Annotated in this window: 21 protein-coding genes; 8 read left to right on the top strand and 13 right to left on the bottom strand. The window is 59.5% G+C overall.

The genetic code is table 11. The features are described 5' to 3' along the window. Positions 1–52: 52 nt before the first annotated feature. The 3 genes from treY to ACYVAC_RS19015 form a co-directional block, all read right to left on the bottom strand. Positions 53–2,785: a malto-oligosyltrehalose synthase gene (gene treY, locus ACYVAC_RS19025; RefSeq protein ID WP_461099371.1), complete on the bottom strand. Its 2,733-nt coding sequence runs from the start codon at positions 2,783–2,785 to the stop codon at positions 53–55. A 131-nt stretch (positions 2,786–2,916) separates the two neighbouring features. Then, entirely contained in the window at positions 2,917–4,758 is a 1,842-nt protein-coding gene (gene treZ, locus ACYVAC_RS19020) for a malto-oligosyltrehalose trehalohydrolase (protein WP_461099370.1), read from the bottom strand. Positions 4,759–4,827: 69 nt separating this feature from the next. Then, positions 4,828–6,294: a sodium:solute symporter gene (locus ACYVAC_RS19015; RefSeq protein ID WP_461099369.1), complete on the bottom strand. Its 1,467-nt coding sequence runs from the start codon at positions 6,292–6,294 to the stop codon at positions 4,828–4,830. A gap of 112 nt (positions 6,295–6,406) precedes the next feature. Here ACYVAC_RS19015 and ACYVAC_RS19010 point away from each other — a divergent pair, with 112 nt between their 5' ends. From ACYVAC_RS19010 to chrA, 5 genes are all read left to right on the top strand, one after another. Next, positions 6,407–6,685, top strand: a complete 279-nt coding sequence (locus ACYVAC_RS19010; RefSeq protein ID WP_461099368.1) for an ATP-dependent Clp protease adaptor ClpS — start codon at positions 6,407–6,409, stop codon at positions 6,683–6,685. An 85-nt stretch (positions 6,686–6,770) separates the two neighbouring features. After that, positions 6,771–7,382, top strand: a complete 612-nt coding sequence (gene recR, locus ACYVAC_RS19005; protein ID WP_461099367.1) for a recombination mediator RecR — start codon at positions 6,771–6,773, stop codon at positions 7,380–7,382. A 205-nt stretch (positions 7,383–7,587) separates the two neighbouring features. Further along, entirely contained in the window at positions 7,588–8,283 is a 696-nt protein-coding gene (locus tag ACYVAC_RS19000; RefSeq protein WP_461099366.1) for a superoxide dismutase, read from the top strand. 221 nt (positions 8,284–8,504) lie between these two features. Beyond that, positions 8,505–9,464: an isopenicillin N synthase family dioxygenase gene (locus ACYVAC_RS18995; RefSeq protein ID WP_461099365.1), complete on the top strand. Its 960-nt coding sequence runs from the start codon at positions 8,505–8,507 to the stop codon at positions 9,462–9,464. 61 nt (positions 9,465–9,525) lie between these two features. Continuing rightward, positions 9,526–10,731 (top strand): chromate efflux transporter, encoded by a 1,206-nt coding sequence (gene chrA / locus ACYVAC_RS18990; protein WP_461099364.1) that lies wholly within the window; start codon positions 9,526–9,528, stop codon positions 10,729–10,731. Positions 10,732–10,744: 13 nt separating this feature from the next. Here chrA and ACYVAC_RS18985 read toward each other — a convergent pair whose 3' ends face one another. From ACYVAC_RS18985 to ACYVAC_RS18955, 7 genes are all read right to left on the bottom strand, one after another. Beyond that, complete coding sequence (locus ACYVAC_RS18985; RefSeq protein WP_461099363.1) at positions 10,745–12,085, bottom strand: hypothetical protein; 1,341 nt, start codon at positions 12,083–12,085, stop codon at positions 10,745–10,747. Between the two features lie 87 nt (positions 12,086–12,172). Further along, positions 12,173–13,225 carry a hypothetical protein gene (locus ACYVAC_RS18980; RefSeq protein ID WP_461099362.1) on the bottom strand — a complete coding sequence of 351 codons (1,053 nt, stop codon included), beginning with the start codon at positions 13,223–13,225 and terminating at the stop codon, positions 12,173–12,175. An 84-nt stretch (positions 13,226–13,309) separates the two neighbouring features. After that, positions 13,310–14,644, bottom strand: coding sequence for an ethanolamine permease (eat, locus tag ACYVAC_RS18975; RefSeq protein WP_461099361.1), 1,335 nt, complete (start codon positions 14,642–14,644; stop codon positions 13,310–13,312). A 43-nt stretch (positions 14,645–14,687) separates the two neighbouring features. After that, positions 14,688–15,776: a mevalonate kinase family protein gene (locus tag ACYVAC_RS18970; protein ID WP_461099360.1), complete on the bottom strand. Its 1,089-nt coding sequence runs from the start codon at positions 15,774–15,776 to the stop codon at positions 14,688–14,690. Beyond that, on the bottom strand, positions 15,776–17,011 hold the full coding sequence (locus ACYVAC_RS18965; protein WP_461099359.1) for a sugar MFS transporter: 1,236 nt from the start codon (positions 17,009–17,011) through the stop codon (positions 15,776–15,778). The genes ACYVAC_RS18970 and ACYVAC_RS18965 overlap by 1 nt, the downstream gene beginning before the upstream one ends. 93 nt (positions 17,012–17,104) lie before the next feature. Beyond that, entirely contained in the window at positions 17,105–18,469 is a 1,365-nt protein-coding gene (locus ACYVAC_RS18960; protein WP_461099358.1) for a Gfo/Idh/MocA family protein, read from the bottom strand. A 387-nt stretch (positions 18,470–18,856) separates the two neighbouring features. After that, on the bottom strand, positions 18,857–19,942 hold the full coding sequence (locus ACYVAC_RS18955) for an MBL fold metallo-hydrolase (protein ID WP_461099357.1): 1,086 nt from the start codon (positions 19,940–19,942) through the stop codon (positions 18,857–18,859). Between the two features lie 285 nt (positions 19,943–20,227). Here ACYVAC_RS18955 and ACYVAC_RS18950 point away from each other — a divergent pair, with 285 nt between their 5' ends. The 3 genes from ACYVAC_RS18950 to ACYVAC_RS18940 all read left to right on the top strand — a co-directional run bounded on the left by ACYVAC_RS18950 (position 20,228) and on the right by ACYVAC_RS18940 (position 22,141). Then, entirely contained in the window at positions 20,228–20,647 is a 420-nt protein-coding gene (locus tag ACYVAC_RS18950; protein ID WP_461099356.1) for a 6-pyruvoyl trahydropterin synthase family protein, read from the top strand. Continuing rightward, positions 20,610–21,371 carry a GTP cyclohydrolase I FolE gene (gene folE, locus ACYVAC_RS18945; RefSeq protein ID WP_461099355.1) on the top strand — a complete coding sequence of 254 codons (762 nt, stop codon included), beginning with the start codon at positions 20,610–20,612 and terminating at the stop codon, positions 21,369–21,371. Before ACYVAC_RS18950 ends, folE begins: the two co-directional genes overlap by 38 nt. Before the next feature lie 68 nt (positions 21,372–21,439). After that, the gene (locus tag ACYVAC_RS18940) at positions 21,440–22,141 is read left to right on the top strand and encodes an SDR family NAD(P)-dependent oxidoreductase (protein WP_461099354.1); all 702 of its coding nucleotides are present in this window, start codon (positions 21,440–21,442) and stop codon (positions 22,139–22,141) included. Between the two features lie 193 nt (positions 22,142–22,334). On the opposite strand, the gene ACYVAC_RS18935 is transcribed toward ACYVAC_RS18940, so the two are convergent. The 3 genes from ACYVAC_RS18935 to ACYVAC_RS18925 are packed head-to-tail and all read right to left on the bottom strand — an operon-like array spanning position 22,335 to position 26,168. Beyond that, positions 22,335–23,948, bottom strand: coding sequence for an aldehyde dehydrogenase (NADP(+)) (locus ACYVAC_RS18935; protein WP_461099353.1), 1,614 nt, complete (start codon positions 23,946–23,948; stop codon positions 22,335–22,337). Positions 23,949–23,997: 49 nt separating this feature from the next. Then, on the bottom strand, positions 23,998–25,209 hold the full coding sequence (locus ACYVAC_RS18930) for a hypothetical protein (protein WP_461099352.1): 1,212 nt from the start codon (positions 25,207–25,209) through the stop codon (positions 23,998–24,000). Between the two features lie 32 nt (positions 25,210–25,241). Beyond that, complete coding sequence (locus ACYVAC_RS18925) at positions 25,242–26,168, bottom strand: TIM barrel protein (RefSeq protein ID WP_461099351.1); 927 nt, start codon at positions 26,166–26,168, stop codon at positions 25,242–25,244. Positions 26,169–26,302: the final 134 nt, after the last annotated feature.

The following is a 26,302-nucleotide window of genomic DNA, read 5'->3' as shown; positions in this document are numbered from 1 at the left end:
CTAACCCGTTTTAGTTATCCGGGGGCACGGCCGGGTTGCGCATCGTAGCCAGTCAGACAAGCCTTAGCACCGCAACCGGCAGGTCGCGAAAGAGGGTTTTCGGCAGCAGGCAGTTGGTGGTTTGTCCCGACGCGCCGGTAAGCCAATCGGTGTAATTCCGGGGCAGGTCGTGCGGCATAAGTACCGCTGTGTCGGCCCAGTCGAGTTCGCCAACGGTCGCCACACCCTGATCGACGCAGAGCCGGGCCGTATGCAGCGGTACCACCACGGCAATACGGGTGGTATCATCGTCGCGCAGGAAAGCCAGCAGGTTCGCCCCGTAGCGACCCCGCACCGCCAGCGGTACGTAACGGCCATATACGAATAGCTCGGGATACTGCTGCCGGAGTTGCAGCAGCGCATGCGTCAGCCAGAGCTTGATACGACCGCTGGATCGATCGGCCCAGAGGTCGGCCGGGTCGGGCGGGTTAGTGAGCAGCGCATCGAGCGTGGTCATGTGGCTGTCGTAGGGAACAGGCCGGCGGTTGTCGGGGTCGACCAGGTTCAGGTCCCAGCCTTCACTGCCCTGGTAGTAATCCGGAATGCCCGGCACGGTACTTTTCAGCACCAGCTGCACCAGTGCGTTGACGATGCCAAAGTCGGCAATTTTCTGGTGAAAGGCCTGGAAATCGGTCCAGAAGGCCCGGCGTTTATCGAGCAGGAAGGTGGCGAAGGCGTGAATCGCTTCGCGGTAGCCATCGTCGGTATGCCGTTTGGCTTCGTCGATGACCTTGTCGAGGTAAGCGTGCAGCCGCTCTTTCCAGTCGGTATCCGGCTGGCCGGGCATGGGGTAGGCCCCCACGAGCGTCTGAAACAGGAGGTATTGGTCCGAGGGGTCGGGCAGGGTCGTGCCGGACTCGGGCGTATTGAGGGCCTGCCAGCGCGTCACGGCGTCGATCCATTCGGGGGCCAGTTCGCTCAGCACATTAAGCCGGGCCCGCACATCCTCACCCCGTTTGGTGTCGTGGGTGGCGGTGGCGTTCTGAGTCAGCGGCCAGTGATTGCGCCGGTGGTGCATCTGCTGGTGAAAGTCGGCCACCGACAGCCCAAACCGTTCGGGTGCATCGCCTACTTCGTTATGGGCCAGAAAAGCGGTATTGGTATAAAAGAGGGTGTCTTCAACGCCTTTGGCCATCAGCGGACCGGCATACTGCATGCACCGCTGGTAGAACTCGATGGCCCGCTCATTATGGCCGGTTGTGGTCGCTGTGGGATGGGTCAGAAAAGCGTCGGTCAGCAGGTCGACGGCCGCGCCCAGCTCCGGGCGCTCCTGCCGGATGGCGTCGAAAAGGGTGCTCAGGGCCGTCGCGTCGCGGGTGGGCAGCGGCAGCGCGTTACCGAAGTAGCGATAAACCGGACAGCGAATGAGCCACTCGGCCAGGGTCTGCAACAGCGCGCCGTCGGGCAGGGCCTGCAACGCGTCGGCCGGGCTCAGTGCCAGCGTCTGGTAGAAGTGGGTCAGGTTTTCCAGTTCGCCCAGCAGGTGCTGATACGCAATAAACGCTTTTCGGCTCATGCGCTGGCTGGCCTTCCCGGGGGCGATACCTGTCAGGCCGGCATAGAACGCATCGAGCACCGGGCGACTATCGGGCCAGGTCAGCAGGTTGTTAACCGACGCCAGAAAATCATAGCCTGTCGTGCCGGCTACCGGCCAGTTGGCAGGCAGTGTTTCGTCGTTGGTCAGAATCTTCTCGACAACCAGATACGTATCGGTGCCCACCAGTCCCCGCAGCCGGTCGAGGTAGGTGGTGGGGTCGAACAGACCGTCGACGTGATCGACCCGAACGCCCTGAAAAACCCCCTGTCTGACGAGGTCGCCGAACAGCTGATGGTATTCGGCAAACACCTGCGGGTTGTGCATGCGCAGACAGATCAGATCGTTGACCGTGAAAAAGCGCCGGTAGTTGATTCGCCGGTCTGTTAGGGTGGCCGGACAGAGTTCGTAGTGTTGTTCGCCAAGCAGGGCCAATAGCCGGTCGGGCTGCCGATTGATTGTATCCAGGCGGGATTTAAGGTAATCGTGAGCCTGCGGGGTTTTATCGAGCCCCGCCAGCTGATCCCGCCATTCGTCCCAGGCCAGTGCGTAGGCTTCTGGCTCATCGACCGCATGGAGCTGATCGAGTTCGGCCAGCAATTGCCCGATCGCCAGGCCCGGCGTGGATTCGCCCGGCGTGGATTCGCCCGGCGTGGACTCGCCCGGCGTGGAATGGCGCAGCACGAGGGCGTAGCTGCGCGGGCTGAGTGGGTAACGGCTGTCGCCCGTAGTCAGGTACAGCCGCTGGTCTTCGTAGATGAGCGAAAGTGCCCCCTGCCGGATGAGCGATTCGGGTTCATCGGGCAGAAAGGGGGCCATCAGCGGGCCACTGAACAGATCACTGGCAAACGGGGTGTCGAAAAAAGCCGCGTATAGCGACAGCGGGCCCTTCTCCAGCACGTCGATCAGCCATTCATTCTGCGTATGAAACGCCATGTGGTTGGGCACGATGTCCTGCAGCCAGTACATACCGGCGGTGCGCAACTGTTCACTGATGCGGGTCAGATCGGCCAGTGTGCCCAGGTCTGGACTGATCCGGAGCGGGTTGACACCGTCGTATCCATGCTGACTGCCGGGAGTAGCCTCGGTGATGGGAGACGCATAGATCGTGCCGACGCCAAGTTGCTTCAGGTAAGGTAGAATCCGCTCCAGGGCAGTTAGGGAAAAGTCGGCATGAAGCTGGATACGGTATGTAGCGATTGGGTTCAGCATAGCCAGACAACCCCGTTGAGGAAAGCATTGTTAACGAATAACCGCCAAAAAAATGCCAATACAGGCCTGTATTGGCGTTTTTTGGCGTGGCTTACGACTGTCGGCCAGTGCGATAGGGTAATATAGCTTATTTATTCGATCTGATTGGTATAGATCAGCATTGACTCCGGTGGCAGCTGTACCGACGCATCGCCCGCCACCAGGGCGGGCCCGGCCTGCGGCCCACCCCAGATTGGGTCGCCCGAGTCGAAAAGTCGCTGCCAGGGGGCATCGCAGGCAGGCAGCAAAACAAGCTGCGGAGTGCTGGCAAAATTGAACAGGCAGACCACCCGCCGTCGTTCGTGCCAGCGCTCCAGTACAAGTGTCTGGCTTTGTTCACTGAACGTGACTAGCACGTTATGTCGGTTCGGGAAGCGCAGCACCGACTGTTTCCGGAGCAGAAGCAGCGCCTGGTAGTACCGAAACAGGGTGTGGTGCGGCTCCTGATGACGCAGGTCCCACTGGAGTTTGGACTGCTGGAAGGTCGCTTCGGCCTGCGGGTCGGGTGGGGGCACGGGGGCCTGAAAGTCGGCAAACTCACGCTTGCGCCCTTCCCGAACGGCCTCGATCAGGGCTGGATCCGTGTGGCTCACGAAGTACAGAAACGGATTCGGTTCACCCCATTCTTCGCCCATAAATAGCATGGGCAGGTAGGAGCTGGTCAGTACAGCCCCGGCCATCAGTCGCTGCATGGCCGGGCTGACCAGCTGACCGGGCCGTTCGCCCAGCATGCGGTTGCCAATCTGGTCGTGGTTCTGGGAAAACACCACAAACTGTCGGCCCGGCAGATCGGTGGTGGGTGAACCCACGATGCTGGCCCGGCGGGGCATGTAGGTGCCGTCGTACACGTAGGCATCCCGAAACGACTTGGCCAGATGACTGATGCCATCGTAATCAGCGTAGTAGCCATGCCGTTCGCCACCGGCCGTGACCCGCAGGGCGTGGTGGAACTCGTCGTTCCACTGGGCGTCCATACCATAGCCACCCGCGTCGACGGGCCTGATGAAACGCGTTTCGTTCTGGTCCGATTCGATGATGAGGTAATGCTGGCGACCGGTCTGGGCCATGAGCCGATCGACGTTCAGTCGCATATCGCGCAACAGGTGCGACGCGCTGTTGTCGCGGATGGCGTGCACAGCATCGAGCCGGAGCGCATCAATGTGAAAATCGCGAAACCACATCAGTACGTTTTCAATCACGAACTGGCGAACGCCGGCGCTGTCGGGTCCGTCGAAGTTGACCGCATCGCCCCAGGGGGTGCTGTAACGGTTGGTAAAGTAAGGCCCGAACGCGCCCAGGTAGTTGCCTTCGGGTCCCACGTGGTTGTAAACAACGTCGAGCACCACCGCCAGGCCCCGGGCGTGGCAGGCGTCGATTAGTTGCTGCAAACCGGCAGCGCCCCCGTACGACGACTGTACCGCAAACGGAAATACCCCGTCGTAGCCCCAGTTGCGGTCGCCCGGAAACTGGGCAACGGGCATGATCTCGATGGCGTTGATGCCTAGGTCAAGCAAATGATCGAGTCGCTCGGTGATGCCGGCAAAGGTACCGTCGGGGCTAAAAGTGCCGGTGTGCAGCTCATAGAGCAGATAATCGTCGAGGGGCGGGTTGATCCAGCCCTCGTCGGTCCAGACAAACGACTGGGTGTTGAGGGCAGCCGAGGGACCATGCACGCCGTCGGGCTGCGCCAGCGAAGCCGGGTCGGGCAGCGGCTGGCCGTCGAGAACGAACCAGTAGCGATCGCCCGGCGACAGATCGGGCGTGTTGGTTCGCCAGTACCCATCGGGGCCGGACTCGAGCGGAACGATATGCTTGTCGGTGGCCCGAATAAGTTGCAGGCTGGTGGCCTTGGGTGCCCAGACGCAGACACGCGCGAGGCCGTCGGGCAGAAAGGTGATGCCCACCGAACGGTGGGCAATGGCTACTTCGGTCATGGGGTGGCAGCGTCAGGTTGTGCGGAGTAAGCAGGCTTAAACACGGTGGCCTGCTTACTCCGGCGTTACCTACGAAACTCCCACGGGCTCGGTCTGTTTAACGGGTTTCGACACGGCCAGCAGGCCCAGGGTCGTAATCAGGCCGTTTAGCAGTAAGCGTTCGAAGCCAAACTGGTAGCCGCCAAACCAGGCGGCCGAGTTTTGATTGATAATATAGGTGAGCACCGGCGAGGCCAGGCAGACCCAGGGCACGAACCGGTCGATCACGCCCCGCCTGCTGAAGATGCCGAAGGTGTACAGGCCCAGCAGCGGGCCATAGGTGTAGCCCGCAATATCGAACACCGCCGTGATGACTTCCTTGCTGTTGAGCTGCCGGAACAGGATAATCACCACGTAGAACAGGAGCGAAAAGCCAATGTGAACGATGTGTTTGATGCGCGACCGTTCGGCTTCGGGGCGCGACTCGACGTTCATGAAATCGACGCAGAATGAGGTGGTTAGGGCCGTCAGGGCCGAGTCGGCGCTGGCGTAGGTCGCGGCCGTAATACCCAGCAGGAAGGTGATGCCCACCAGCGGGCCGAGGTGGTTGAGGGCCAGCAGCGGGTAGAGGTCGTCGGTGCGTTCGGGAATAGCGATGCCTTCGCGGCCGGCATACACGTAGAGCAGCACGCCCAGGCACATAAACATAAAGGTGACGATGACCATCGTGATCGTAAACCAGAACATGTTTTTCTGCGCTTCGCCGATGTTTTTGCAGGTCAGGTTTTTCTGCATCAGATCCTGGTCGAGCCCGGTCATGACGATGGCAATAAAAATGCCCGACAAAAACTGCTTGTAGAAGTTTTTGGGGTCGTTGGCGTCCCAGAAGAAGATCTGGGCGTTGGGGCTGTCTTTGATGGTTTGAGTAAGCTGCCCCAGCGATAAGCCCAGTTCGCTCGAAATCAGGTAAATGGTCAGGATAACGGCCGTGACCAGAAAGATGGTCTGGAGCGAATCGGTCAGGATAATGGTCTTGACGCCCCCTTTAAAGGTGTACACCCAGATGAGGCCGATCGTAATCAGCACCGACACTTCGAACGGGATACCGAGGGCGTTGAAGATGGCCAGCTGCAGCACATTGGCGGCCACGTAGAGCCGAACCGCCGAGCCTACGGTGCGGGCCAGCAGAAAAAAGCCCGCCCCCGTTTTGTACGACCAGAAGCCGAAACGCTTTTCGAGGTAACCGTAAATCGAAATCAGGTTGAGCCGGTAGTAGAGCGGCATCAGCACGGTGCCGATCACGAGGTAGCCGATGATGTAGCCCAGGACGACCTGGAAGTAGGAAAAGCCGATCTTGCCAACGGCGCCCGGCACCGAGATAAACGTGACGCCGGAGAGCGAGGTGCCGATCATGCCGAAGGCCACCAGCCACCAGGGCGACTGTCGGTTGGCGGTAAAAAAAGTGGTAGTGTCGGCCCCGCGGGCGGTGTAAAACGAAACGGCGACCAGCATGCCAAAATAGACAACCAGAATGAGTAGCGCCAGGGTGGGATTCATGCGAAAGAGGCAACTATTTGGGCCGCAACGGGGTTATTTTACTGGATAGCAAGCGCTTTCAAAACTGCCCGTTTTGGCGTAAATTTGCTAAGTAAACACGATTTTAACTCCGATGCAACCTTTTGAAGAGAGCGATACCCTCCTGCTGGAAGACGTTGTCGAAACCGACGTTCACAACCTCGTCGTTTTCAACGATGAAGTGAACACCTTCGATCATGTTATCGATACGCTGATCGATGTATGTGGCCACACTCCCGAACAGGCGGAACAATGCACCCTTCTGATTCACTATAAAGGCAAGTGCACCGTCAAAAACGGGTCGTGGGATGAGCTCGTGCCGATGCGTAACGAAATCTGCCGGCGCGGCATTTCAGCGGAGGTCCTGAACTAATTGCGCATGTGTGATTGAGTGATTGCGTGGCTGACTAGTTATCGGCGCCAACGCTCAACCGCTCCATGGCTCAACCACTCAATGAATGGAATACCCATCCAAATTAATTGAAGATGCGGTGAACGAAGTGTCGAAACTGCCGGGGATCGGTAAGAAAACGGCGCTTCGGCTCGTGCTGCACCTGCTCAAACGCGACGAAGAACAAACCGAAACGCTGGCCCAGAGCCTGACGGCCATGCGCTCCGGCGTGCAGTATTGCCGCAAGTGCCACAACCTTGCCGACAACGATATCTGTAGCATCTGCGCCAGCCACAAACGCGATCAGTCGCTGATCTGCGTCGTTGAAGATACCCGCGATGTGCTGGCTATCGAAAATACAGCGCAGTACAAGGGGCTTTACCACGTGCTGGGAGGGATTATCTCTCCCGTCGAGGGCATCGGTCCCAGCGACCTGCAGATCGACTCGCTCATCGAACGGCTCAAAAGCACCGACGGCGAGCCCGTTCGGGAGATTATTCTGGCCATCAGCCCCACCATGGAAGGCGACACTACGGCGTTTTACCTACAGAAACGACTCCGTCCGTTTAACCTGCGCATCTCGACCATTGCCCGGGGCGTGCCCATCGGGGGCGACCTGGAATATGCCGATGAGGTTACGCTTGGCCGGAGCATCCTCAGCCGCATTGCCTACGACTAGTGCCTGGCCGTGAACGGGTTAGCGGCCCACAGGCACCGACCTTGGCCAAACCCGTCCGCCAGGGGCCGGAAATGCTGGAATAAAGCCCGCCACCTGTCGTTCGGTCCTGCCAAAAACTTGTTTATTTGCGTTCGGCAAAACAGCTCGCGCCTGCGTGCGTTGTTTTGATGAACGCTTTTTTTTCGCCTACAAACCGACAATTCGCATGAATCGCTCCGAATTTCTGAAACTAACCCTGGGGGCTTCGGCCGGCCTGCTTGCCTTCCGTTCGTTTGGCTTTTCGGCCGGGCAGACCGAAGGCCCGTTCAAGCTGGCTCCCCTGCCGTTCGATGCTGCTGCCCTTGAACCCCATATCGACAAAATGACGATGGAGATTCACCACGGCAAGCACCACAAAGCGTATGTCGACAACCTAAACAAAGCCGTGGCCGGCACCGATATGGCCAAGATGGACATCGACGCGCTGGTGAAAAGTGTGAATGCAGGCACGCCGGCTGCCGTGCGTAACAACGCGGGAGGACACTGGAACCATACCTTCTTCTGGAACATTCTGGGGCCCAACGCCGGTGGCGCGCCTAAAGGAGCACTGGCTGCGGCCATCAACAAGAAATTCGGCTCGTTCGATAATTTCAAAACCGAGTGGGGTAAGGCGGCTACGGCACGCTTCGGCTCGGGATGGGTATGGCTGATCAAATCGGGCAACGACGTTGAGATTGTGACGACGCCTAACCAGGATAACCCGCTGATGGCGCTGGCCGAGAAAAAAGGCACGCCCATCATGGGGCTCGACGTGTGGGAACACGCCTACTACCTGAAATATCAGAACCGTCGGCCCGAGTACGTAACCGCCGTGTGGAACGTATTCGACTGGGATAAAATCGGCAAACATTTCGCCGGCTAGGCCCAAACGCCCGGTTCAGCATAGCATCGGTTGGTGCGAGGAAAAACGGTCGCTTCGGCGAGTGCTTTCCCCTCAGTTGCCAGTCGATGCTATTTTCTTGTAAAAGCCTTCTGATCAGTAGGAAAGGTCGTATTGCATGGCCTCGCAGATTGGTTACTGCAGCGGCTGATACCGCTGTGAGCCTATAACTTTTTTATATTTGTGTAGAAACTACCGTATTCATGACAAACGAAGAGTTATACGATGAGATCCCATCGCTGGATCTGGCAGATTTTACGTCGGGCGATGCGGATCGGAAAGCCCGGTTCGTACAGGATCTGGGTCGTGCGTTCAACCAGATCGGGTTTGTGGCCATTAAAAACCACGGCCTGACCGATGCGTTGACCGAGAAACTTTACGCATCGGCACAGGACTTTTTCCAGGCGCCCGATGCACTCAAACAGCAGTATGAGCGCCCCGATCTCAATGGGCAGCGGGGGTACATTGGCAAGGGTAAGGAAACGGCCAAAGGCTTTAAAATAGCCGACCTGAAGGAATTTTATCACATCGGTCAGCCCGAGCCCGTGGGCGATATGCCCGCCAACGTGCTACCCACCGAGTTTCCTGACTTTTCGGAGGCTGCACTGACCGCCTACCGGACCCTTGAACAGGCGGGCCGGCAATTGCTGCGGGCCATTGCGCTGTACCTCGACCTGCCCGAAACCTATTTCGACGACAAGGTGCAGAACGGCGACAGCATTCTGCGGGCCCTGCACTACTTCCCGCTCGATCCTACTACTACGCCCGATGGCGCCGTTCGGGCGGCTGCCCACGGCGACATCAACCTGATTACGCTGCTGATGGGCGCTTCGGCCGACGGGCTGGAAGTGCTCCGGCGCGACGGGAAATGGATTGCCATCACGGCCCTGCCCGATCAGGTAATTGTGAATGTCGGGGATATGCTCGACCGGCTGACCAACCACAAGCTGAAGTCGACGATTCACCAGGTGGTGAACCCACCCCGTGAAAAAATGAATCAGTCGCGCTACTCGATTCCTTTCTTCATGCACCCCCGGGGCGACATGGATCTGAGTAGTCTGCCCAGCTGTATCGACGCCCAGCACCCGAAGCTATACGTCGACATGACGGCGGGTGAATTTCTGAACGAGCGGCTCATGGAACTCGGTCTTAAGAAGGCCTGATTGTGTATATCGATGCGCCGGCCCGCCACCCGAGCCGGCGCATGCGTTTTCTGCCGCGTCTATGGCCCATCTTTTACCGCCGATTGCCCCGGTTCGCCGGATCCGGTACCTGATTTTCCTGAAGGATGTGCTCATTCTGGCGCTCACCACCTTTGGCGGGCCACAGGTTCACCTGGCCATGCTCTACGAGCGGTTTGTGAAGAAACGGGCTTACCTGACCGAAGCCGAACTGCTGGAACTGAATGCGCTTTGCCAGATTCTGCCCGGACCCACGTCGACCCAGACCATAACGGCCGTCGGCTACAAAATTGGCGGCCCCAACCTGGCATACATTACCCTGCTCATCTGGGTATTACCGGCCGTCTGCATCATGACGGCAGCCGGTATGGGCATGTACTACCTCGAGCGTAAGCACCTGTCGCTGCAGTTTGCCCGTTTCATTCCGCCGATGGCGGTAGGCTTCCTGATCATTGCTGGCTTCCGGATCGGGCAGAAAGTAATCAAAAACCGCGTCAGCCTGCTCCTGGCCGTGCTGGCTGCCATTGCGGCTTACCTGTTCCGGTCGCCCTACATGACTCCGCTGGTGATTATCATTGGCGGACTCACCACGGGCCTGACCTACGAAAAACAGGCCCGGATGGAGAAGCAGCCCCTCCAGATTCAGTGGTCCAACTTTTTTCTTTGGCTGGGCGTACTCATTGCCGCGGCTGGTCTGGGGGCTGTCACGCAGTCGCTGCCCGTACGCTTATTCGAGAACTTTTACCGCAACGGAAGCCTCGTCTTCGGCGGAGGGCAGGTACTCACGCCGATGCTGTACAATGAGTTTGTAGCCTTCAAGCATTACCTCAGCCGCGAAGAGTTTCTGTCGGGGCTGGGTCTGGTGCAGGCCGTGCCGGGGCCGGTCTTTGCTTTCGCGTCGTATATCGGCGCCCTCTCCATGCGTCATAGTGGCCTGCACGGGCAGCTGTGGGGCAGCTGCGTGGCCACGGCGGGTATCTTCCTGCCGGGGGCCTTTCTGATCTTCTTTGTGTACCGGTTCTGGGAGCAGCTCAAGCGTTACCGGGTGGTGCGGGCGTCGCTCGATGGCATCAACGCGGCCAGTTCGGGGCTTACGGCAGCTGCCGCCGTCGTATTGCTGCAGCCCATGCTACCGTATCTGCCTTCGGTGCTGGTGGTGGGGCTGACCATGCTGCTGCTGCTGTACACCCGCGTGCCGCCCGTTGTGCTCATTCTGGGCGGGCTGGTAGCCGGGCTGGTCATTCAGTAGAGCCACCAACGGCCTATAACTCATCCGATAAATAGTTTCTGACGGTTTGGTAGGGGTGCATCGGCTGGGCTTTGCCGTTGGTACCGGGCTGCTGCCCATTGGGTCGGGGCTGCACCGGCAGAAACTGCGCCCTGAGCTGCCGCTGTTCATCGTCGCTGAGGGTAGCGCGGGAGGCTTCGCCCTGACCGTAGCCGTCGTTGAAGTTGCTGATCCGGCTATCGGTCTGCGCCAGTTTCAGCTCGGCCAGCAAGTCGGTGAGGTCGGCAGTCAACGTCCGGATGCGGGCTTTCAATTCGTCGAGGCCGGGTAGCAGGTCGATGTTGTGCTGCAGCACATTCTGCCGGGTGCGCTGCTCGGCCAGTTCGCTTTCGATGGGAGCCAGCTCTTTATCGAGCCGCCGGAGCCGCCGGCGATACTTGCCCAGTTTAATGTCGGCCTGCAGCCATCGGAACCAGAATGCCGACAATACGGGCAGGGCAATGCCGAGGCAGACCGCCCCCGCCAGCGCGAATAGAATACCGCTCAGCACAAACGACAACAGGGCCCACGGGCTATCGACAAGGGCCAGGTTCAGCTCACTCGAAGCGGCCAGCTGCTGTTCGATTTTGCGCATGACGGCCGGGCTCAGCGTCTGGGTGTCGGCCATGGGGTCGCCACCCAGCTGCAACTGCTTTACCGACTTGTTGATGGCCGCCTTCAACTGGTCGGTGCGGTAGGCTTCGTAGCGGAACCAGCCCAGCACGGCCAGCGTCAGTACCGAGAAAAGAGCCAGCGCAATTTTAAACCGCTGGTAGCGCCCTCCATGTTGGGTTGGGTTGTCGTGATAAGGCTGTTCGATCAGTCGGTCGTAGGCTGGTTTGAGCAGGACCGATACCATGGCCAGCCCGACGGCGAAAGCCCAGGCTTCATTGGTGTTACGGATATTAAGGGCATAGGCCACAATCTCGTGAGAGATAATGAGATCGCCGGCCAGAAACGACACCCCGGCAACCAGAAAAAGCAGCCCGGCCAGCAGCGAATAGTCGGGGGCGGCTTTGGCCCGGCGCAGCTGCAGCAGCTCGCGGTCGGCCAGCAGCTGCGCCCGGTCGGCCTGCCGGGTTTCTACCTGCCGCGCCAGCCGCTCCACCTGCACAGCGTGGGTTTGCAGCTCGGCATAGGCGGTGCGGTGCGCATCGGTGGCGTCGGCCAGGCGCTGTTCGGTCGTGGTCAGTTCGGCGCGTTTTTCGCCGATTCGGTCGTTGAGCCAGTCGGTACTGACCTGGCTCGACAGATAGCCTTCGTATGTTTCACGATTCACGCCTTCGATGCCACTGGCATACCCATGCTGAAAATCGGGTTGGTTCGTTGGTTCCATAGGTCAAATGTCGGTTTATAACGCAGGTGCCGGCCATTTATAACGGCCAGCCGGGCGCAGGAGACACCCTCACAGGCTGGCCCGGGTCTAGCTGAACAGGGCCGCCCGCTGCGATTCGGTCAGTCGTTCGCGCAGGCTGCGGGCGAGGGCAAACTCACCCAGAAACAAATGAATCAGGCCATCGCGCCGGGCTTCCTGCTGACTCAGTTCGGCAGCTGTCTCCTGAAGAAACGCCCGGAGGGCCGCTTTCTGTGCCATGAGCCGGTCGATTTCTCGTAACAACTCGTGCTGCTGCCCGGTCAGCCGGGCCAGTTGCAGGGGGCGCTCGAGCTGAAGCTGCCTGTTCTGTTGCCAGGCATCGAGAGCCTGGTCAAGATCCCGGAGCAGCCGGGGGGCCAGCTGGCCGACGACCAGATAGCCAAGCAACAACAGCCCGGCGATTGCCCCAGCCTGCCATACACCAAGGCGCTGAGCCGCCGTGAACCACACAAAAAGCGCTGCCGCCAGTGGAAGGAGTCCCTCGGCCATAAAAAGGCGGATGAGGTGCGTTGGCTGGCTGACCGGCCGCTGAGCAGTTCGGTTAAACGGCCACAAACAGGCTACCAGCACCAGACTCCCGGTAATCAGGTGGCTGGGATAGGCTTCATAAAGCGTAGTATCGGTAAGGACGAACGCACCCGCGGCCAGTAGGGCGGTACCAGACAGACCGGCAAGCGGACGGAGAAACTGGACGGGTGCGGGGTGCTGCTGTTGCCAGGCCATCTGCTCTCCACGCAGGGTTGCGAGTTGCGACCGGCGCTCGTCGAGCTGCGCCTGTTCGGTCCGCAGCTGCTCGGTGAGCAGATCGATCCGGCTGTTGAGGTGCGCCATTTGCCCGGCATAGGCGGCCCGGATAGCCGCCAGCCAGTCGTCGGGGTGGGCGTCGGAAAGGCCCAGGTAAACACCTTCGTTGCGCAGCCGGGCTTCGTCGGCCAGCCAGTGGGGCAGTGGGCCCGGCAGGGGTGGCGTAAAAACGGGAAGCGAAACGGGTGGGGTGGCTGACCCGGGTACCGGCCGTGGCTCCGGCGGGGGAGCGGGGGTGGGTACCGCCGACGGGACAGCCCGACGGAACAGCGACCGCAGGCGATCAAAACGAATCATAGGCAAACCGGCTTGTCATCGGTCCGGTAGGGTGAATGGGGTAATTGGCCGAAAATACGCAAAAGAACCTTGTTTTCGGTACGTTCAGGCGGTTGTCCGGGGCAGGGCGGGCAGTACCCAGATGCGGTAAGCCAGCCAGCCGGCCAGCAGAAGTCCCACAAACAGGGCGCTCAGACCGGGGTTATACCAGGCAATCGAAACCAGGCAGATAAGCGAAAGTAGCAACGCCACGAACGGCACCACGGGGTAGCCGGGGGTACGGAAGGGCCGGCTGAGGGTGGGCTCCGTACGTCGTAACCGGAACAGACTCAGCAGACTGGCCATGTACATGACCAGCGCGCCAATAACCGACAGGGTAATGATCTGACCTGTCGTGCCTGAGAAAAGAGCGGCCAGCCCAACCAGGCCGCCCACGATCAGCGACCAGTGCGGGGTTTGAAAGCGCGGACTCACCTCGGCCAGAAAACGGGGCAGATAACCCGCCCGGGCCAGCGCAAATAACTGGCGTGAATACCCCAGCGTATTGGCATGAAACGAGGCAATGAGGCCGAAAAGGCCCAGGCCGGCAAAGATTTTGGCCCAGGGGTTACTGCGGCCCAGCGCCATGGCCAGTGTTTCGGGCAGCGGGTAGTCGATCGTACTCAGCAGCCGCCAGTCGCCCACGCCGGCGCAGAGGATCATGGTGGCCAGTGCCAGTACCACCAGCGTGCCGATGCTGAGCAGGTAGCCCCGCGGAATCGTCTTCATCGGATTGCGCACTTCTTCGGCCACCATGGCAACGCCTTCGATGGCCAGGTAGAACCAGATGGCAAAGGGCAGCGCGGCAAAGATGCCTCCCAAACCAAACGATTCGTTGTGGGCGAGCACGTTTTCGGTTCGGTAGGCCGGGACTACCAGCGCCATGAAAATGAGCAGCTCAGCCACCGACAGCACGGTAACGATAACGGAAAAATTGGCCGACTCGCGAATGCCGAACAGGTTGATGCCGATAAAAACAAGGTAGGAGCCGGCCGCAACCCACAACACGGGCAGGGCGGGGTTTAGAAAGTGAGCGTAGGCCCCAAGGGCCGCGGCAATGGCGGGGGGCGCCATCAGAAAATCGACCAGCGTGGCGAACCCCGCGATAAAGCCCCCAATGGGGCCGAACGCCCGCAGGGCATAGGCAAAGGGACCACCGGCATCAGGAATGGCGGTGGTGAGTTCGGTATAACTGAAAATAAAAGTCAGGTATAGCACCGTAACGAGCAGGGTAGCCACCAGAAACCCAATGGTACCGGCCACGGCCCAGCCGTAGTTCCAGCCAAAGTAATCGCCCGAGATAACCATGCCCACAGCAATGGCCCACAGCTGGGCCGTGTTGAGGGCCCGGCGCAGGACGGGTTTGGGCGCGGGAGTGGCGTCGGGGAGCGGATCGGTCATGTGGGTAAACTACGCAGAAAAGGGCAAAAAGCCGCTAAACGGGCTATAAAACCGGTTCTTGGGTAGCCGTGGTGCCGTCGGCCACGGTAATCACATAGGCCCGCCCGCCTTCGCGCTCGATGGCGGCTGCCACCCGTTCGGGGTCAGTAGGGGCGTAGGCAAACATACAGCCTCCCCCGCCCGAGCCGTTTATTTTTCCGCCCAGTGCGCCGGCGTCGAGGGCAGCCTGCAGCATCCGGTCGATTTTGGGCGTCGAGATACCCTGGGCATCGCGGAGGTTAGCCTGGTGCTCGGTCAGCAACTGACCAAAACGGGCGTGGTCGAGCGGGAGCGTCCCGTCGAGCAGGGGCAGCGCTTGCCGCAGCAGATCACGGTTGGCCAGCGTGCCTTTCAGCAACCGGTAATCAGGCTTCGACAAGATATCCTTGAACTCGGTAGCCTGAGTCAGTTCGGCTGTATGGAGCGAGAACGTGGGGTCGAGGGCACGCAGGCGCCTGTCGATGGCCAGCATGCCCAGTTTTACACGGCTCAGTATGCCAATGGTGTCTTTCGGCTCGCCCGAATCGCCCAGCACGAACGTGCCCAGCGGGGGGCTCAGGCTGCGCAGGTGAATGGCCGGGGTCGATTCGAGGTAGATAACCTGACCGACGGCCGTGGCATAGTGGTCCATCATACCGCCCGGCTCGCCAAATTCAAGCACCTCGGCCGCGTAGGCCAGTTCGGCCAGTGAAGCCCGTTCGAGGGGGCGGGGCACATCGGCCAGGTGGGTAAGCAGGTTGAGCCAGCTGACCAGTAGCGCCGACGAACTCGACGTACCCGAATTGATCGGGATGTTGCCCCGCACGGTGCCCGACAGGCCCCGGCCGAAGGTGTAGCCCTCGCGCAGCAGCACGTTGATGGCCGACCGGAAATAATCGCGGGTGTCGGCGTAAGCGAGCGGCTGTTCCGAAATCGAAAATTCGACTCGCCCCCCCAGGTCGGGGAGGTCGAGTCGAACGGAAGGTGTCTGGTCCGATTCGGCCGTGATGGCGATCCGGCGCGAAATGGCGGCCGCAATCACGGGCAGGCCCAGGTAGTCCAGATGCTCACCAAACAGGCAGATACGCCCCGGCGTCGACGTGGTTACGCGCATTACCAGCGGGTTTTCTTGTAGCCGAGGGTGGCGTAGTAGAGAATAAAGGCAAAAATGGGCAGCAGCAGGGTATAGCCGGCTTTGGGATTGATGGCGTCGGACAGGTAGCCGTGCAGGAGCGGAAACAGCGCCCCGCCCGAAATACCCATAATCAGCAAGGCCGACCCCAGTTTGGTGAACCGGCCCAGTTGATTGAGCGCCAGGGGCCAGATGGCCGGCCACATGGGCGAGATGGCAAAACCCAGCAGGGCGATGCACAGAATCGATACAAACCCGCTGGTCAGCAAGGCGGCTGCCGACAGAACCAGCGCCAGCAGGGCACCAAACCGGAGGGCGTTCTGCTGGCTGATCACACGTGGAATGAGCACGATGCTCAGCAGGTAGCCGGCCAGCAGGCCGTAGAGCGTGTAGGTTGTAAAGAATTTGGCTTCGTCATTGCTGAACCCCATGGCCTGGCCGTAACTGATAATCAGGTCGCCGGTCATGACTTCGGCCCCCACGTAGCAGAACAGTGCCAGTACGCCCAGCACCAGGTTCGGGTACTGCCACACGCTGCTGTGTTCAGTGGTTACCACCCCACTCGAGCCGGTGGTGTCGTCCTGCTCTTCGGATACCTCGGGCAGTGTCGAGAAGCGGATCAAAATGGCCAGTACCACCAGCACACCGGTCAGAATCAGATAGGGGGTAACTACTTTTTCAAGCGAGGCCGTGCCCGTTACGGAGCCGGCGGTAGAGAGCAGCAGCGGGCCAAATACGAGCTGGCTGATGATGCCCGCCAGCTTGTTGGCGATACCCATGAAGCTGATGCGCTGGGCCGCCGACTCGCGGGGCCCCAGGATGGTGACGTACGGATTGGAAGCCGTCTGCAAAATGGTCAGCCCGATGCCGATCACGAACAGCCCCACCAGAAACAGGGGGTAGGAGACAACCTTGGCCGCCGGAATGAAAATGAGGGTACCCACGGCCATGGCAATGAGCCCCAGCGACATGCCGTTCTTGAACCCGGTTCGCTTCAGCACCGCCGACGATGGAATGGCCATCAGCGTATAGGAGATGAAGAACGCAAAGGCAACGAGCGTCGACTGAAAGGCGGTCAGACTAAAGGCTTCCTTGAAGAAAGCGATCAGCACGCTGTTGACCCAGGTCACAAAGCCGAAGATGAAAAACAAAGCCCCGATAATGAGCAGCGGGCCCAAGTACGAACTGGTTTTGGTTGACGGTGCCGTAGGTGTCATGAATGCGTTCGGAATAGCAGTGGGAAACGGAAGGATATTTTAAAATATTTTACAAAACAACACAATCCTGCCGTATTTACCGAATAATTGGTGTTAAAATGCGTCGTTCAGGCCAAAAATAGGCTTGTTGGTTTTCCATTTTCCCCGGGTAAAATCCGGAATTTCGACGGATTTACTGCCGTGGGCAATGCTTTCTTCGGAGAGTGGGCTGATGGCGCTCCAGACCGCAGCATCGTATACGTCGATCGGGGGTGCCGTTTTGTTTTTGACGGATTCGATAAAGGCCCGCATCACGAAATAATCGATGCCGCCGTGGCCCGCGCTTTCGGCAGTCTGGGCGTGGCGTTTCCAGAGGGGGTGATCGTACTGCTCCTGATAGGCCTTAAACGGCTCCCACGCGTGGGGTTTGGGGCTTTTGCCTTCCAGGTAAATCATGTCGTTATCATCCATCCAGATGCCCTGGGTACCCTGGGCCCGGAAACCAAGCGAATAGGGGCGCGGGGAGTTTGTATCGTGAATAATCACGATGTTTTCGCCATTGGCGCACTGAATGACCGTCGTCACTACGTCGCCCAGTTTGAAGTTGACATTAGCATTGGGGTGTTTAGCGCCCCCGTGATCGACCACGTATTTGTGCAGGCCGCGGCTTTTGGTGGCCGTGCTGGTCAGGTGAACGAAGCGATTGCCGCGGTTGATATCGAACCAGTGCGCAACGGGGCCGAGGCCGTGGGTGGGGTAGAGGTCGCCGTTGCGGTCGACGGAGTGCTGGGTACGCCAGCGGGCTTCGGCGTAGCCTTTAACGCCAAACTCGACTCCACCGCCGGCATAGTGCTTGCCATCGTTAAATTTAATGTCGCGCAGGTCGTGCTGATAGCCGCAGTGGGCGTAGGTCATTTCGCCAAACATCCCCTGCCGGATCATATTCAGAACGGCCAGCACGTCGCGCCGGTAGCAAACGTTTTCCAGAATCATGCAGTGGGCACCGGTCTTCTCGTGGGTGTTCACCAGATCCCACGATTCTTTCAGCGTTACCGTTGCCGACACCTCCACGCCGGCGTACTTGCCGGCTTTCATAGTCGCCACGGCCATGGGCGTGTGCCATTCCCAGGGTGTTGCAATTACCACGCCGTCGATGTCGTCCCGTTTGAGCATCTCCAGGAAGGCTTCGTCGCCATTGGTGTAAGCCTTGGGAAGGGGTTTTCCGGCTTTTTTAAACAGCTCGTTGGTGCTGGCAATGCTGGCCGGGTCGATGTCGCAGATCGCCGGAATGACCACATCATCGCGGAACAGGGCCTGTTCAACGTGGCTGCGGCCCCGGGAACCAACCCCGATAAAACCAAGCCGGGCCATGGGGGCCGGGGCTTTGGCGCCGGTCAGAATCGACGGAAAAACAGTGGCGGCTGTACCCGTCAGGGCAGCCGTGCGCAGAAACGCACGTCGGGAGGAAACGTAATCCATAAAGCGTTGGTATTGCGATCAGACTAGGGCCGGATGTCCGATTACCGTCGGAACAGCCAAACTCCGGGCAATATAACCAGAAACGCGAAATGGTATTCAGCACAGCGGGCCGGGGAAGCGAAGTTGAGAAGTTGTAACGTTGTGGAGTTATACAATTGTTAGGTTGTATAGTTGTTGAGTTTGGAGGTTATACTGTAACGTTTGATGGTTGTATGACTTTGGGGGCGGATGATTGAGGAGTCCTGATTCAAATAAACCGACCATCAACCCATGCGCTCGCACAACACGACACTATCGCGCCAACTGCCTGACTTGTCAACGCTATAACGCTACGACCCTACAACGCTCTAACTTTAAAACTCGCTAACGCCCCGACTCCACAACGGGTTAAAACGTCCACCAGGCCCGTTGGGGGAAGGGCTTGCCGATAACGACGGGTTCGCCGATCTGCGGGGTGGCCAGGATAAGGCCCGTTTTGGCCGCTTCGGCGGTCAGGCGTTTAATCGGTTCGTCCCACGGATGCAGCGCCAGGGCAAATTTGGCCCAGTGAACAGGCTGCAGCGCCCGGGCCCGCAGATCATGGGCCGCCTGGGCGGTCTGCTCTGGAAGCATGTGGATGTTGGGCCAGTCGCGACCATACTGTCCGCACTCGAGCAGGGCCAGATCGAACGGGCCAAACTGCTCGCCGATTTTTTTAAACTGATTGCTGTAGCCCGAGTCGCCCCCCAGGAACAGACGATACCCATTGAGGTTCAGCACAAAGGATGTCCAGAGTGTCTGGCCCCGCTTCAGGCCCCGGCCCGAGAAATGGCGGGCCGGCGTAGCCGTGAGGTCGATGCTGTCGCCCATCCGGTGCGACTCCCACCAGTCGAACTCCACAATCCGGTCGGCGGGGTATCCCCAGCGTTCGAGGTGTGCCCCAACGCCCAGCGCCGTGTACACCTTTTTTACCTTGGGCAGTAGTTTGGGCAGCGTTTCGGCATCGAGATGATCATAATGATCGTGGGTCAGGATGAGCATGTCGATGGCCGGCATGTCGTCGGCACTATACACATTCGTACCGGGAAATGCCTTGCTAAAAAACGATACAGGCGCCGTGTAGCCACTAAACACCGGGTCGACCAGAATCGTAGTGCCTTTCGATTTAATAAGGTAGGACGAATGGCCGAACCAGACCACCGTGGGCTGATCGTCGGGGAGCGCCGTCAGGTCTGTCCGGACGGTGGGCAGGGGCTTGGGCGGAACATTGTCGGCTGGTTTGTTCACAAAGTCCTTCAGCATGTCGAAATACGACGCATCCTGCCGCATCACGTCGGTCGGTTCGATGTTCTGGAACGACCCGTCGCGGAAGTTGGGCGACTGCTGAATGCGGGCCAGCCGGCTGGCCCGGGGCGAGGCACCGAAGGGCGACGATTGCAGGAATATAAACGCAGATACGGCCAGTACGGCCACCAGAATCAGGGCGAAAAGCATACGTCGTCGGAAACGATACATGGCCTTGCAACTGAGACCGGGTTCGATCGGTTCCCCAACCGATACCGGAACTGAACGGGCAACTCCGGCGTTAAGCGGGAGATTGGTTTTCCTGGCCGGAATACGCCGAAAGGGTGCTGAAACAAAAGCGCAAAACGGCTGGTTGGGATGATGACACCACCAACGGGGTCGCCTTTCCGCAAGCCCCGCCAGTGGCCCGTGTAGTACACAACCTTTGTACCGGCCGGCCCCTGCAGTGCGTACTTACTTTGATTTCACGATTGTATGACTGATGCTCCCCGGGTTGCCGTGTTCCGAAAAGAACACTTCAATGCTGCCCACCGGCTCCACAACCCCAACTGGTCGGACGAGAAAAATACCCGCGTCTACGGCAAGTGCAACAACCCCAACTACCACGGCCATAACTACGATCTGATTGTGCAGGTGACTGGCCCCGTCGACCCCGAAACGGGCTACGTAATGGACATGAAAGTGCTGGGCGACCTGATTCGGATCGAAGTAACCGATCGCTTCGATCATAAAAATCTGAATCTGGATACCGAGGAGTTTGCCGATCTCAATCCATCGGCCGAAAACATTGCCATTGTTATTTATCAACGGCTGAGAAGCCAGCTACACGAAGGCTTAGACCTTAAAATCAGACTGTATGAAACGGAACGGAACTTCGTCGAATACCCCGCATAATGGTGTTCACCGCGACGGACTTTACCCCGACGCGAACGGGTATGACGGCAAAGACGTAGATCACCTGCTGGCCGATGAAATTGGTGATGTGCACGGAGCGGCTGCCATTGATACCCCTATGCGCCCCGACGCCTTCGCGCTCGACAACGAAACCAAGATTGACCTGATCGAAGAGCATTTCCGCGAGATCATGAACATCCTGGGTCTCGATCTGACCGACGACAGCCTGAAAGGGTCGCCCCGACGGGTGGCTAAAATGTACGTCAACGAAATTTTTCGGGGGCTCGACCCGGCCAACAAGCCGCAGGCCACCCTATTCGACAATAAATTTCGCTACCAGGAGATGCTGGTGGAGAAAGATATTACCGTTCAGACCTACTGCGAGCACCACTTTGTACCCATCATGGGCAAAGCGCACGTGGCCTACATTTCGAGCGGCAAAGTAATCGGCCTGTCGAAGCTGAACCGGATTGTAGAGTACTACAGCAAGCGCCCGCAGGTGCAGGAGCGGCTGACCATTCAGATCGCCAGCGAACTGAAAAAAGTGCTTCAGACGGAGGATGTGGCGGTCATTATCGATGCCAAACACCTGTGTGTTTCCACGCGGGGGGTACACGACATCAACTCGAGCACAATCACGGCTTCCTACGGCGGCAAGTTCGACGAAGAACCTACCCGGCAGGAACTGCTGCGTTACATCGCCCAGTCGAACGTAACCATTTAGGTAAACAACCGTTTGTGGTTTATGGAGGCTATCCAGTCGGCTGGCGTCCATAAACCACAACGTGTTTCATGCAGGGTAAAAACATTCTCATCATAGGGGCCAGCTCCGGCATCGGTCACGCACTGGCCACCCAGCTTCAGGCTGCGGGAGCCACCTTATTCACCGCTGGTCGTCAGCAACCCGCCGGCATCCAGTCGACCCACATGAGTTGGGACGTAACGCAGACGCCGGCCACCGATGCCCTGACGCAGCTGCCACCCGTGCTGCACGGGCTCATCTACTGCCCCGGCTCCATTAATCTCAAACCCTTCCAGCGGCTCGAACCCGCCGATTACCGGGCCGACCTCGAACTCAACGTGTTGGGCGCTGTAGGGGCTATTCATGCCTCGCTGACGGCGCTGAAAGCCGCTAAAGGCAGCAGCATTGTTCTGTTCAGCACGGTAGCGGCCAGGCTCGGTATGGGACTGCATTCGTCGGTAGCAGTGGCCAAATCGGCTGTCGAAGGCCTGACCAAGTCGCTGGCCGCTGAGTTTGCGCCCCTGCAGATACGGGTCAACGCCGTAGCGCCGTCGCTGACCGACACCCCGCTGGCGCAGAACCTACTTAACACGCCCGAACGGCGCGAAGCCGCCGGCAAACGCCATCCGCTCAGCCGGGTTGGTTCGGCCGACGATATTGCTGGCATGGCAGCCTACCTGCTGGGCGACCAGGCCGGCTGGATCACCGGTCAGATCATTGGCGTCGATGGCGGTATGGGCAGTCTGAAATAATAGTTAAATTCTGATAACCTGGAGCCCCAGGCCCACGTATAATGGTTTGGGGCTCCAGGTTTTATGCATCCAGATCGTTGTAAACGGGCGGCTGTGCCATCGAGCTGATCAGAAAATAAATGGGGCGCTCAAAACGAAGGGGGGCAGACCAATCGGTGCTGCCCCCCTTCGCCGTGTAGGCCGATCTCGGTATTTATTTCGTCAGCTGCCCATCCAGGTTTCGCCAGATACCGAGCGGGTTGGTATCCTGAAGCGCCAGCGGCAGGAGGGCTTCGGGGAAGCTCTGGTAGCTCACCGGCCGAACGAATCGCAGAATAGCCCCCGTACCGACCGACGTCGAGCGGCCCCCGTCGGTCGTAGCCGGGTAAGGCCCGCCGTGGGTCATGGCTTCACTGACTTCGACACCCGTCGGAAAGCCCCCGAACAGCAGCCGGCCAGCCTTTGCCTGCAACCGGTCGACCCAGTCGATGGGCGACTGCTGCAACTCGTCGAGCGTGGCGTAGAGGGTGGCCGTCAGCTGGCCTTCCAGCCCGTTGAGGCAAGCCGCCAGCTCATCTTCCGTAGCGCAGATCACCACCAGCGAACTGGGTCCGAACACTTCCTCACCCAGCTCAGTACTGGCCAGAAACTGCGCGGCTGTGGTGGTCAATACCGTGGGGCGACCCTGGTTCTGGCCCGCATCGGGGGCCTGATCGCTTTCGGCCTGCCGATGTACGCCCGGCAGCACGGCCAGGTGCTGAATGCCCTTGTCGAAGGCCTGCCGAATACCGCTCGTCAGCATCGTTGCCGGAGTCGATGCCCGTATTTTGGCCGACAGCGTGTCCAGAAATTCGGGGGTGCGGTGCGAGTCGAGCAGAAAAACCAGGCCCGGATTGGTGCAGAACTGCCCAACCCCGAGCGTGATGGAGAAAGCCAGCCCTTCGGCCACGGCCGTGGCTGAGTGAGGGCCCGTCGCGTCGCGCAGGGCACCGGGGAAAATGACTACCGGATTCACGGCGCTCATTTCGGCGTAGACCGGAATGGGTTCGGGCCGCTCCTGCGCAATGCGCTGCAGCGCCAGACCGCCCCGGCGCGAGCCGGTAAACCCAACGGCTTTCACGGCCGGGTGAGCCACCAGTTGCTGGGCTACTTCCGTGTCGGCGTGGAGTAGCGAGAACACACCGTCGGGCATGCCCGTTTGTTTGGCTGCGGCCACGATGGCCATGCCGACCAGCGATGAGGTGCCGGGGTGGGCGGGGTGCGCTTTAAACACAACCGGACAGCCAGCCGCCAGGGCCGAGGTGGTATCGCCCCCCGCTACCGAGAATGCCAGTGGAAAGTTGCTGGCCCCGAACACAACCACTGGCCCGAGGGGTTGCAACATCTGCCGCAGGTCGGGCCGGGGAATGGGTTTGCGGTCGGGCAGGGCGGGGTTGATGCGGGCATCGACCCACGATCCCTCGCGCAGCAGACTGGCAAACAGCCGAAGCTGTCCGGTGGTACGGCCCCGCTCGCCCGAAATCCGGCCGGTGGGTAACCCACTTTCCAGTACAGCCCGGTCGATCAGTTCGTCGCCAATGGCTTCGATCTGGCCCGCAATAGCGTCCAGAAAGTCGGCTCGCTGGTGGGGGTGCAGGTGCCGATAAGGACCGAAGGCCGCAGCAGCCTTGTCGACGGCGGCCCGGGCCTGGTCGGCCGAGCAGTTGGTAAACGCATCGGGCAGGGTTTCGTCGCGGGCAGGCGCGTAGGCGGTAAAGGCACTGCCATCGCCCGCCACACATTCATGGCCGATCAGGTTGACGTTGAGTTCGTTCTGGGTCGTAAGCATACGTATAGACGGTATTGGTGAAACAGGAGTCAATCAGACAGCGATTTGCTTATAACTGGTACTGAATTCCCACCGCGGCCGAAAGGGGTTGCAAATGGGGTTTCAGGCTGGCGTAATTACCCGCATAATTCTGCAGCTCAAATCCGCTGAGCGGCCGTAGCACCATGTAACGCAGGTCAACGGTCAGTTGCAAACGGGTAGCTGGCTGCCAGGTACAACCGGCACCGGCGCTGAACCCAACCTCGTCCAGGCCGGCTTCCTGGTTGATCGACCGCCGGACAGGGTTGGTAAACGCCCGGGTGCTTTCGTCGACAAAGCCGCTCAGCAGTTTGTTAAAAACAAGTCCGGCCATCAGTCGGCCGTAAAAAGGCTGGTTGCGATGGTTGAGCAGCGCGTAGTGAAGAAACGGGTTGATGAGCAGCGAGCGTTCGCTAAGCTTATCGATCAGCACCACGCGTTTACTGGTCGGGTCCAGATTCCAGCGCCCTTCCCGGTGCTGTAGGGCCAGATCCAGCCCGAGCCCGACCCGATTACGCCAGTGCATTAGGGCTGTCAGCCCCGGGCTCACGCTGACGAATCGGGTTGATGGTTCGGTCGTTTCTCCTCCGCTGCTCAGCCGAAAGGCGCCGGTCGTTACCCACAGTCGGGGGCCAACGCTAATCCAGATCGATCGATTAGCTGCGTCAGGCAGCGACGGCACTGGCCCGTTTCCCTGGCACCGGTTGTAGTCGGCTACGAGGGCTATTAGTGTGCGCTTCGAAAACCGGCCGCTCTCGCGCGTCAGTGCAGCCTGAAACGGAGTGCAGTCGGCAAACAGCGTGCGAATGGCTCTAACCGGATCGGCCGGGTTAAGGGCAGTCAGGCTGTCATTTCGTTCGATCAGGTACACCTCCGATTGATCCGTCCGCCGGTACTGCAGCAGGCCCGCGGGCCCGGTAACGAGCTGCCGCAGAAAAACCAGGTTGGGCGCTGACGTGGCGCTCAGGTTGCGGGTAACAAACGATTCCGTGCCGATTGTAAACCGGAGTACCTCGGCCGGTGAAAACGACCGCTGCTGCCCGCCCTCGCGCAGACTGAGTTCGGATCCCTGCTTACCCTGCCGGAGGGCCAGCTGGCCGAAACGTACGGTATGATTGGTCAGTTCGACCTCACCAACGTCGTAGAGGGCCTGGGCCATGACTGCCCGGTTGACCAGGAAAACGGCAACCAGACAAGTCAGGATGGGTAATCGGCGCAGGGAAAAACGGGCAGCAGCGGACATGAATCAAATCAAAAAACCGTCGGTTTAGGGACTTAGACCAGGGGGCCAACGCGTTCGAGCAGGGCTTTGGTCTGGCGGATGCCGGCGTATTCATCGAGCTTGTCGCCCTCGTATTCAATACCGGCAATACCCCGGAATCCGCTTTTCTTCACAATCGCCAGTATGCGGTTGTAGTCAGTTTCGATGCAGTTGCCACTGGCGTCGAAGTCATACGTTTTAGCCGAAACGCCCTTGGCAAACGGCATCAGTTCCTGCGTACCCTGGTAGCGATCATACTGCTCGTCGCAGCCGTGGCTGGCGTTGCGCTTGAGGCAGAAATTGCCGAAGTCGGGCAGTGTGCCTACGTTTTTGCGGTTTACCTGCTTCATCACTCCGGCCAGCCACTGCCCGTTGGAGGAGTAACCGCCGTGATTTTCAACGATTACGTTGATGCCCATGGTTTGCGCAAACTCACCCAGACGGCTCAGGTTATCGACGGCGGCTTTGGCTACTTCCTCGGCCGAACCGGTTCCGGCTGCGTTGACCCGGATGGTGCGGCAGCCCAGAAACTTGGCGCATTCAACCCAGCGGTGGTGATTCTCGACGGCTTTGGTGGCTTCGGCCTTGTCCGACGCGCCGAGGTTACCTTCTCCGTCGATCATGATCAGGTGATTCGTTACGCCATTGTCCTTGCAACGGGTCAATAGCTCCTTAAGGTAAGCCGTGTCCTGGGCTTTGTCCTTGAAAAACTGATTGACATATTCGACAATGCTGATGTCGAACTCCTTGCGGGCAATGACAGGAAAATCGAGGTTGGTGATTTTCTTGGCGAACAGGGCTTTGTGAAGCGACCATTCGGCCAGCGAAATGTCGAAGAAAGGCTTTTTGGCCGCTTCGGCACCGAAGGCGGGGGGCAGTAGGCTGAGGGCCGCCAGCGTGCCGGCCGATTGTTTGAGAAAGTGGCGACGGGACGTTTGCATGATCGATCAGGGTTTAGGCGCGCAGGGCGTACAGGCAAAGGTAACCGACTTTGGAGAATTGACGCAGCCCGACGCCGGGATTCGGCCCGGGCGGCTGCGCTACGGCCGAACGACCCGCGCGAAGTGGCCCTTTT

This window comes from Spirosoma luteolum (assembly GCF_054778875.1).
Note: the sequence above shows the minus strand (reverse complement) of the source record. Positions and strands in the feature narration are given on the sequence as shown.

What these genes read in the sequence shown, in the direction of transcription:
- treY (WP_461099371.1), bottom strand. Translation starts at nt 2,785, where the DNA reads ATGCTGAACCCAATCGCTACATACCGTATCCAGCTTCATGCCGACTTT.
- treZ (WP_461099370.1), bottom strand. Translation starts at nt 4,758, where the DNA reads ATGACCGAAGTAGCCATTGCCCACCGTTCGGTGGGCATCACCTTTCTG.
- ACYVAC_RS19015 (WP_461099369.1), bottom strand. Translation starts at nt 6,294, where the DNA reads ATGAATCCCACCCTGGCGCTACTCATTCTGGTTGTCTATTTTGGCATG.
- ACYVAC_RS19010 (WP_461099368.1), top strand. Translation starts at nt 6,407, where the DNA reads ATGCAACCTTTTGAAGAGAGCGATACCCTCCTGCTGGAAGACGTTGTC.
- recR (WP_461099367.1), top strand. Translation starts at nt 6,771, where the DNA reads ATGGAATACCCATCCAAATTAATTGAAGATGCGGTGAACGAAGTGTCG.
- ACYVAC_RS19000 (WP_461099366.1), top strand. Translation starts at nt 7,588, where the DNA reads ATGAATCGCTCCGAATTTCTGAAACTAACCCTGGGGGCTTCGGCCGGC.
- ACYVAC_RS18995 (WP_461099365.1), top strand. Translation starts at nt 8,505, where the DNA reads ATGACAAACGAAGAGTTATACGATGAGATCCCATCGCTGGATCTGGCA.
- chrA (WP_461099364.1), top strand. Translation starts at nt 9,526, where the DNA reads ATGGCCCATCTTTTACCGCCGATTGCCCCGGTTCGCCGGATCCGGTAC.
- ACYVAC_RS18985 (WP_461099363.1), bottom strand. Translation starts at nt 12,085, where the DNA reads ATGGAACCAACGAACCAACCCGATTTTCAGCATGGGTATGCCAGTGGC.
- ACYVAC_RS18980 (WP_461099362.1), bottom strand. Translation starts at nt 13,225, where the DNA reads ATGATTCGTTTTGATCGCCTGCGGTCGCTGTTCCGTCGGGCTGTCCCG.
- eat (WP_461099361.1), bottom strand. Translation starts at nt 14,644, where the DNA reads ATGACCGATCCGCTCCCCGACGCCACTCCCGCGCCCAAACCCGTCCTG.
- ACYVAC_RS18970 (WP_461099360.1), bottom strand. Translation starts at nt 15,776, where the DNA reads ATGCGCGTAACCACGTCGACGCCGGGGCGTATCTGCCTGTTTGGTGAG.
- ACYVAC_RS18965 (WP_461099359.1), bottom strand. Translation starts at nt 17,011, where the DNA reads ATGACACCTACGGCACCGTCAACCAAAACCAGTTCGTACTTGGGCCCG.
- ACYVAC_RS18960 (WP_461099358.1), bottom strand. Translation starts at nt 18,469, where the DNA reads ATGGATTACGTTTCCTCCCGACGTGCGTTTCTGCGCACGGCTGCCCTG.
- ACYVAC_RS18955 (WP_461099357.1), bottom strand. Translation starts at nt 19,942, where the DNA reads ATGCTTTTCGCCCTGATTCTGGTGGCCGTACTGGCCGTATCTGCGTTT.
- ACYVAC_RS18950 (WP_461099356.1), top strand. Translation starts at nt 20,228, where the DNA reads ATGACTGATGCTCCCCGGGTTGCCGTGTTCCGAAAAGAACACTTCAAT.
- folE (WP_461099355.1), top strand. Translation starts at nt 20,610, where the DNA reads ATGAAACGGAACGGAACTTCGTCGAATACCCCGCATAATGGTGTTCAC.
- ACYVAC_RS18940 (WP_461099354.1), top strand. Translation starts at nt 21,440, where the DNA reads ATGCAGGGTAAAAACATTCTCATCATAGGGGCCAGCTCCGGCATCGGT.
- ACYVAC_RS18935 (WP_461099353.1), bottom strand. Translation starts at nt 23,948, where the DNA reads ATGCTTACGACCCAGAACGAACTCAACGTCAACCTGATCGGCCATGAA.
- ACYVAC_RS18930 (WP_461099352.1), bottom strand. Translation starts at nt 25,209, where the DNA reads ATGTCCGCTGCTGCCCGTTTTTCCCTGCGCCGATTACCCATCCTGACT.
- ACYVAC_RS18925 (WP_461099351.1), bottom strand. Translation starts at nt 26,168, where the DNA reads ATGCAAACGTCCCGTCGCCACTTTCTCAAACAATCGGCCGGCACGCTG.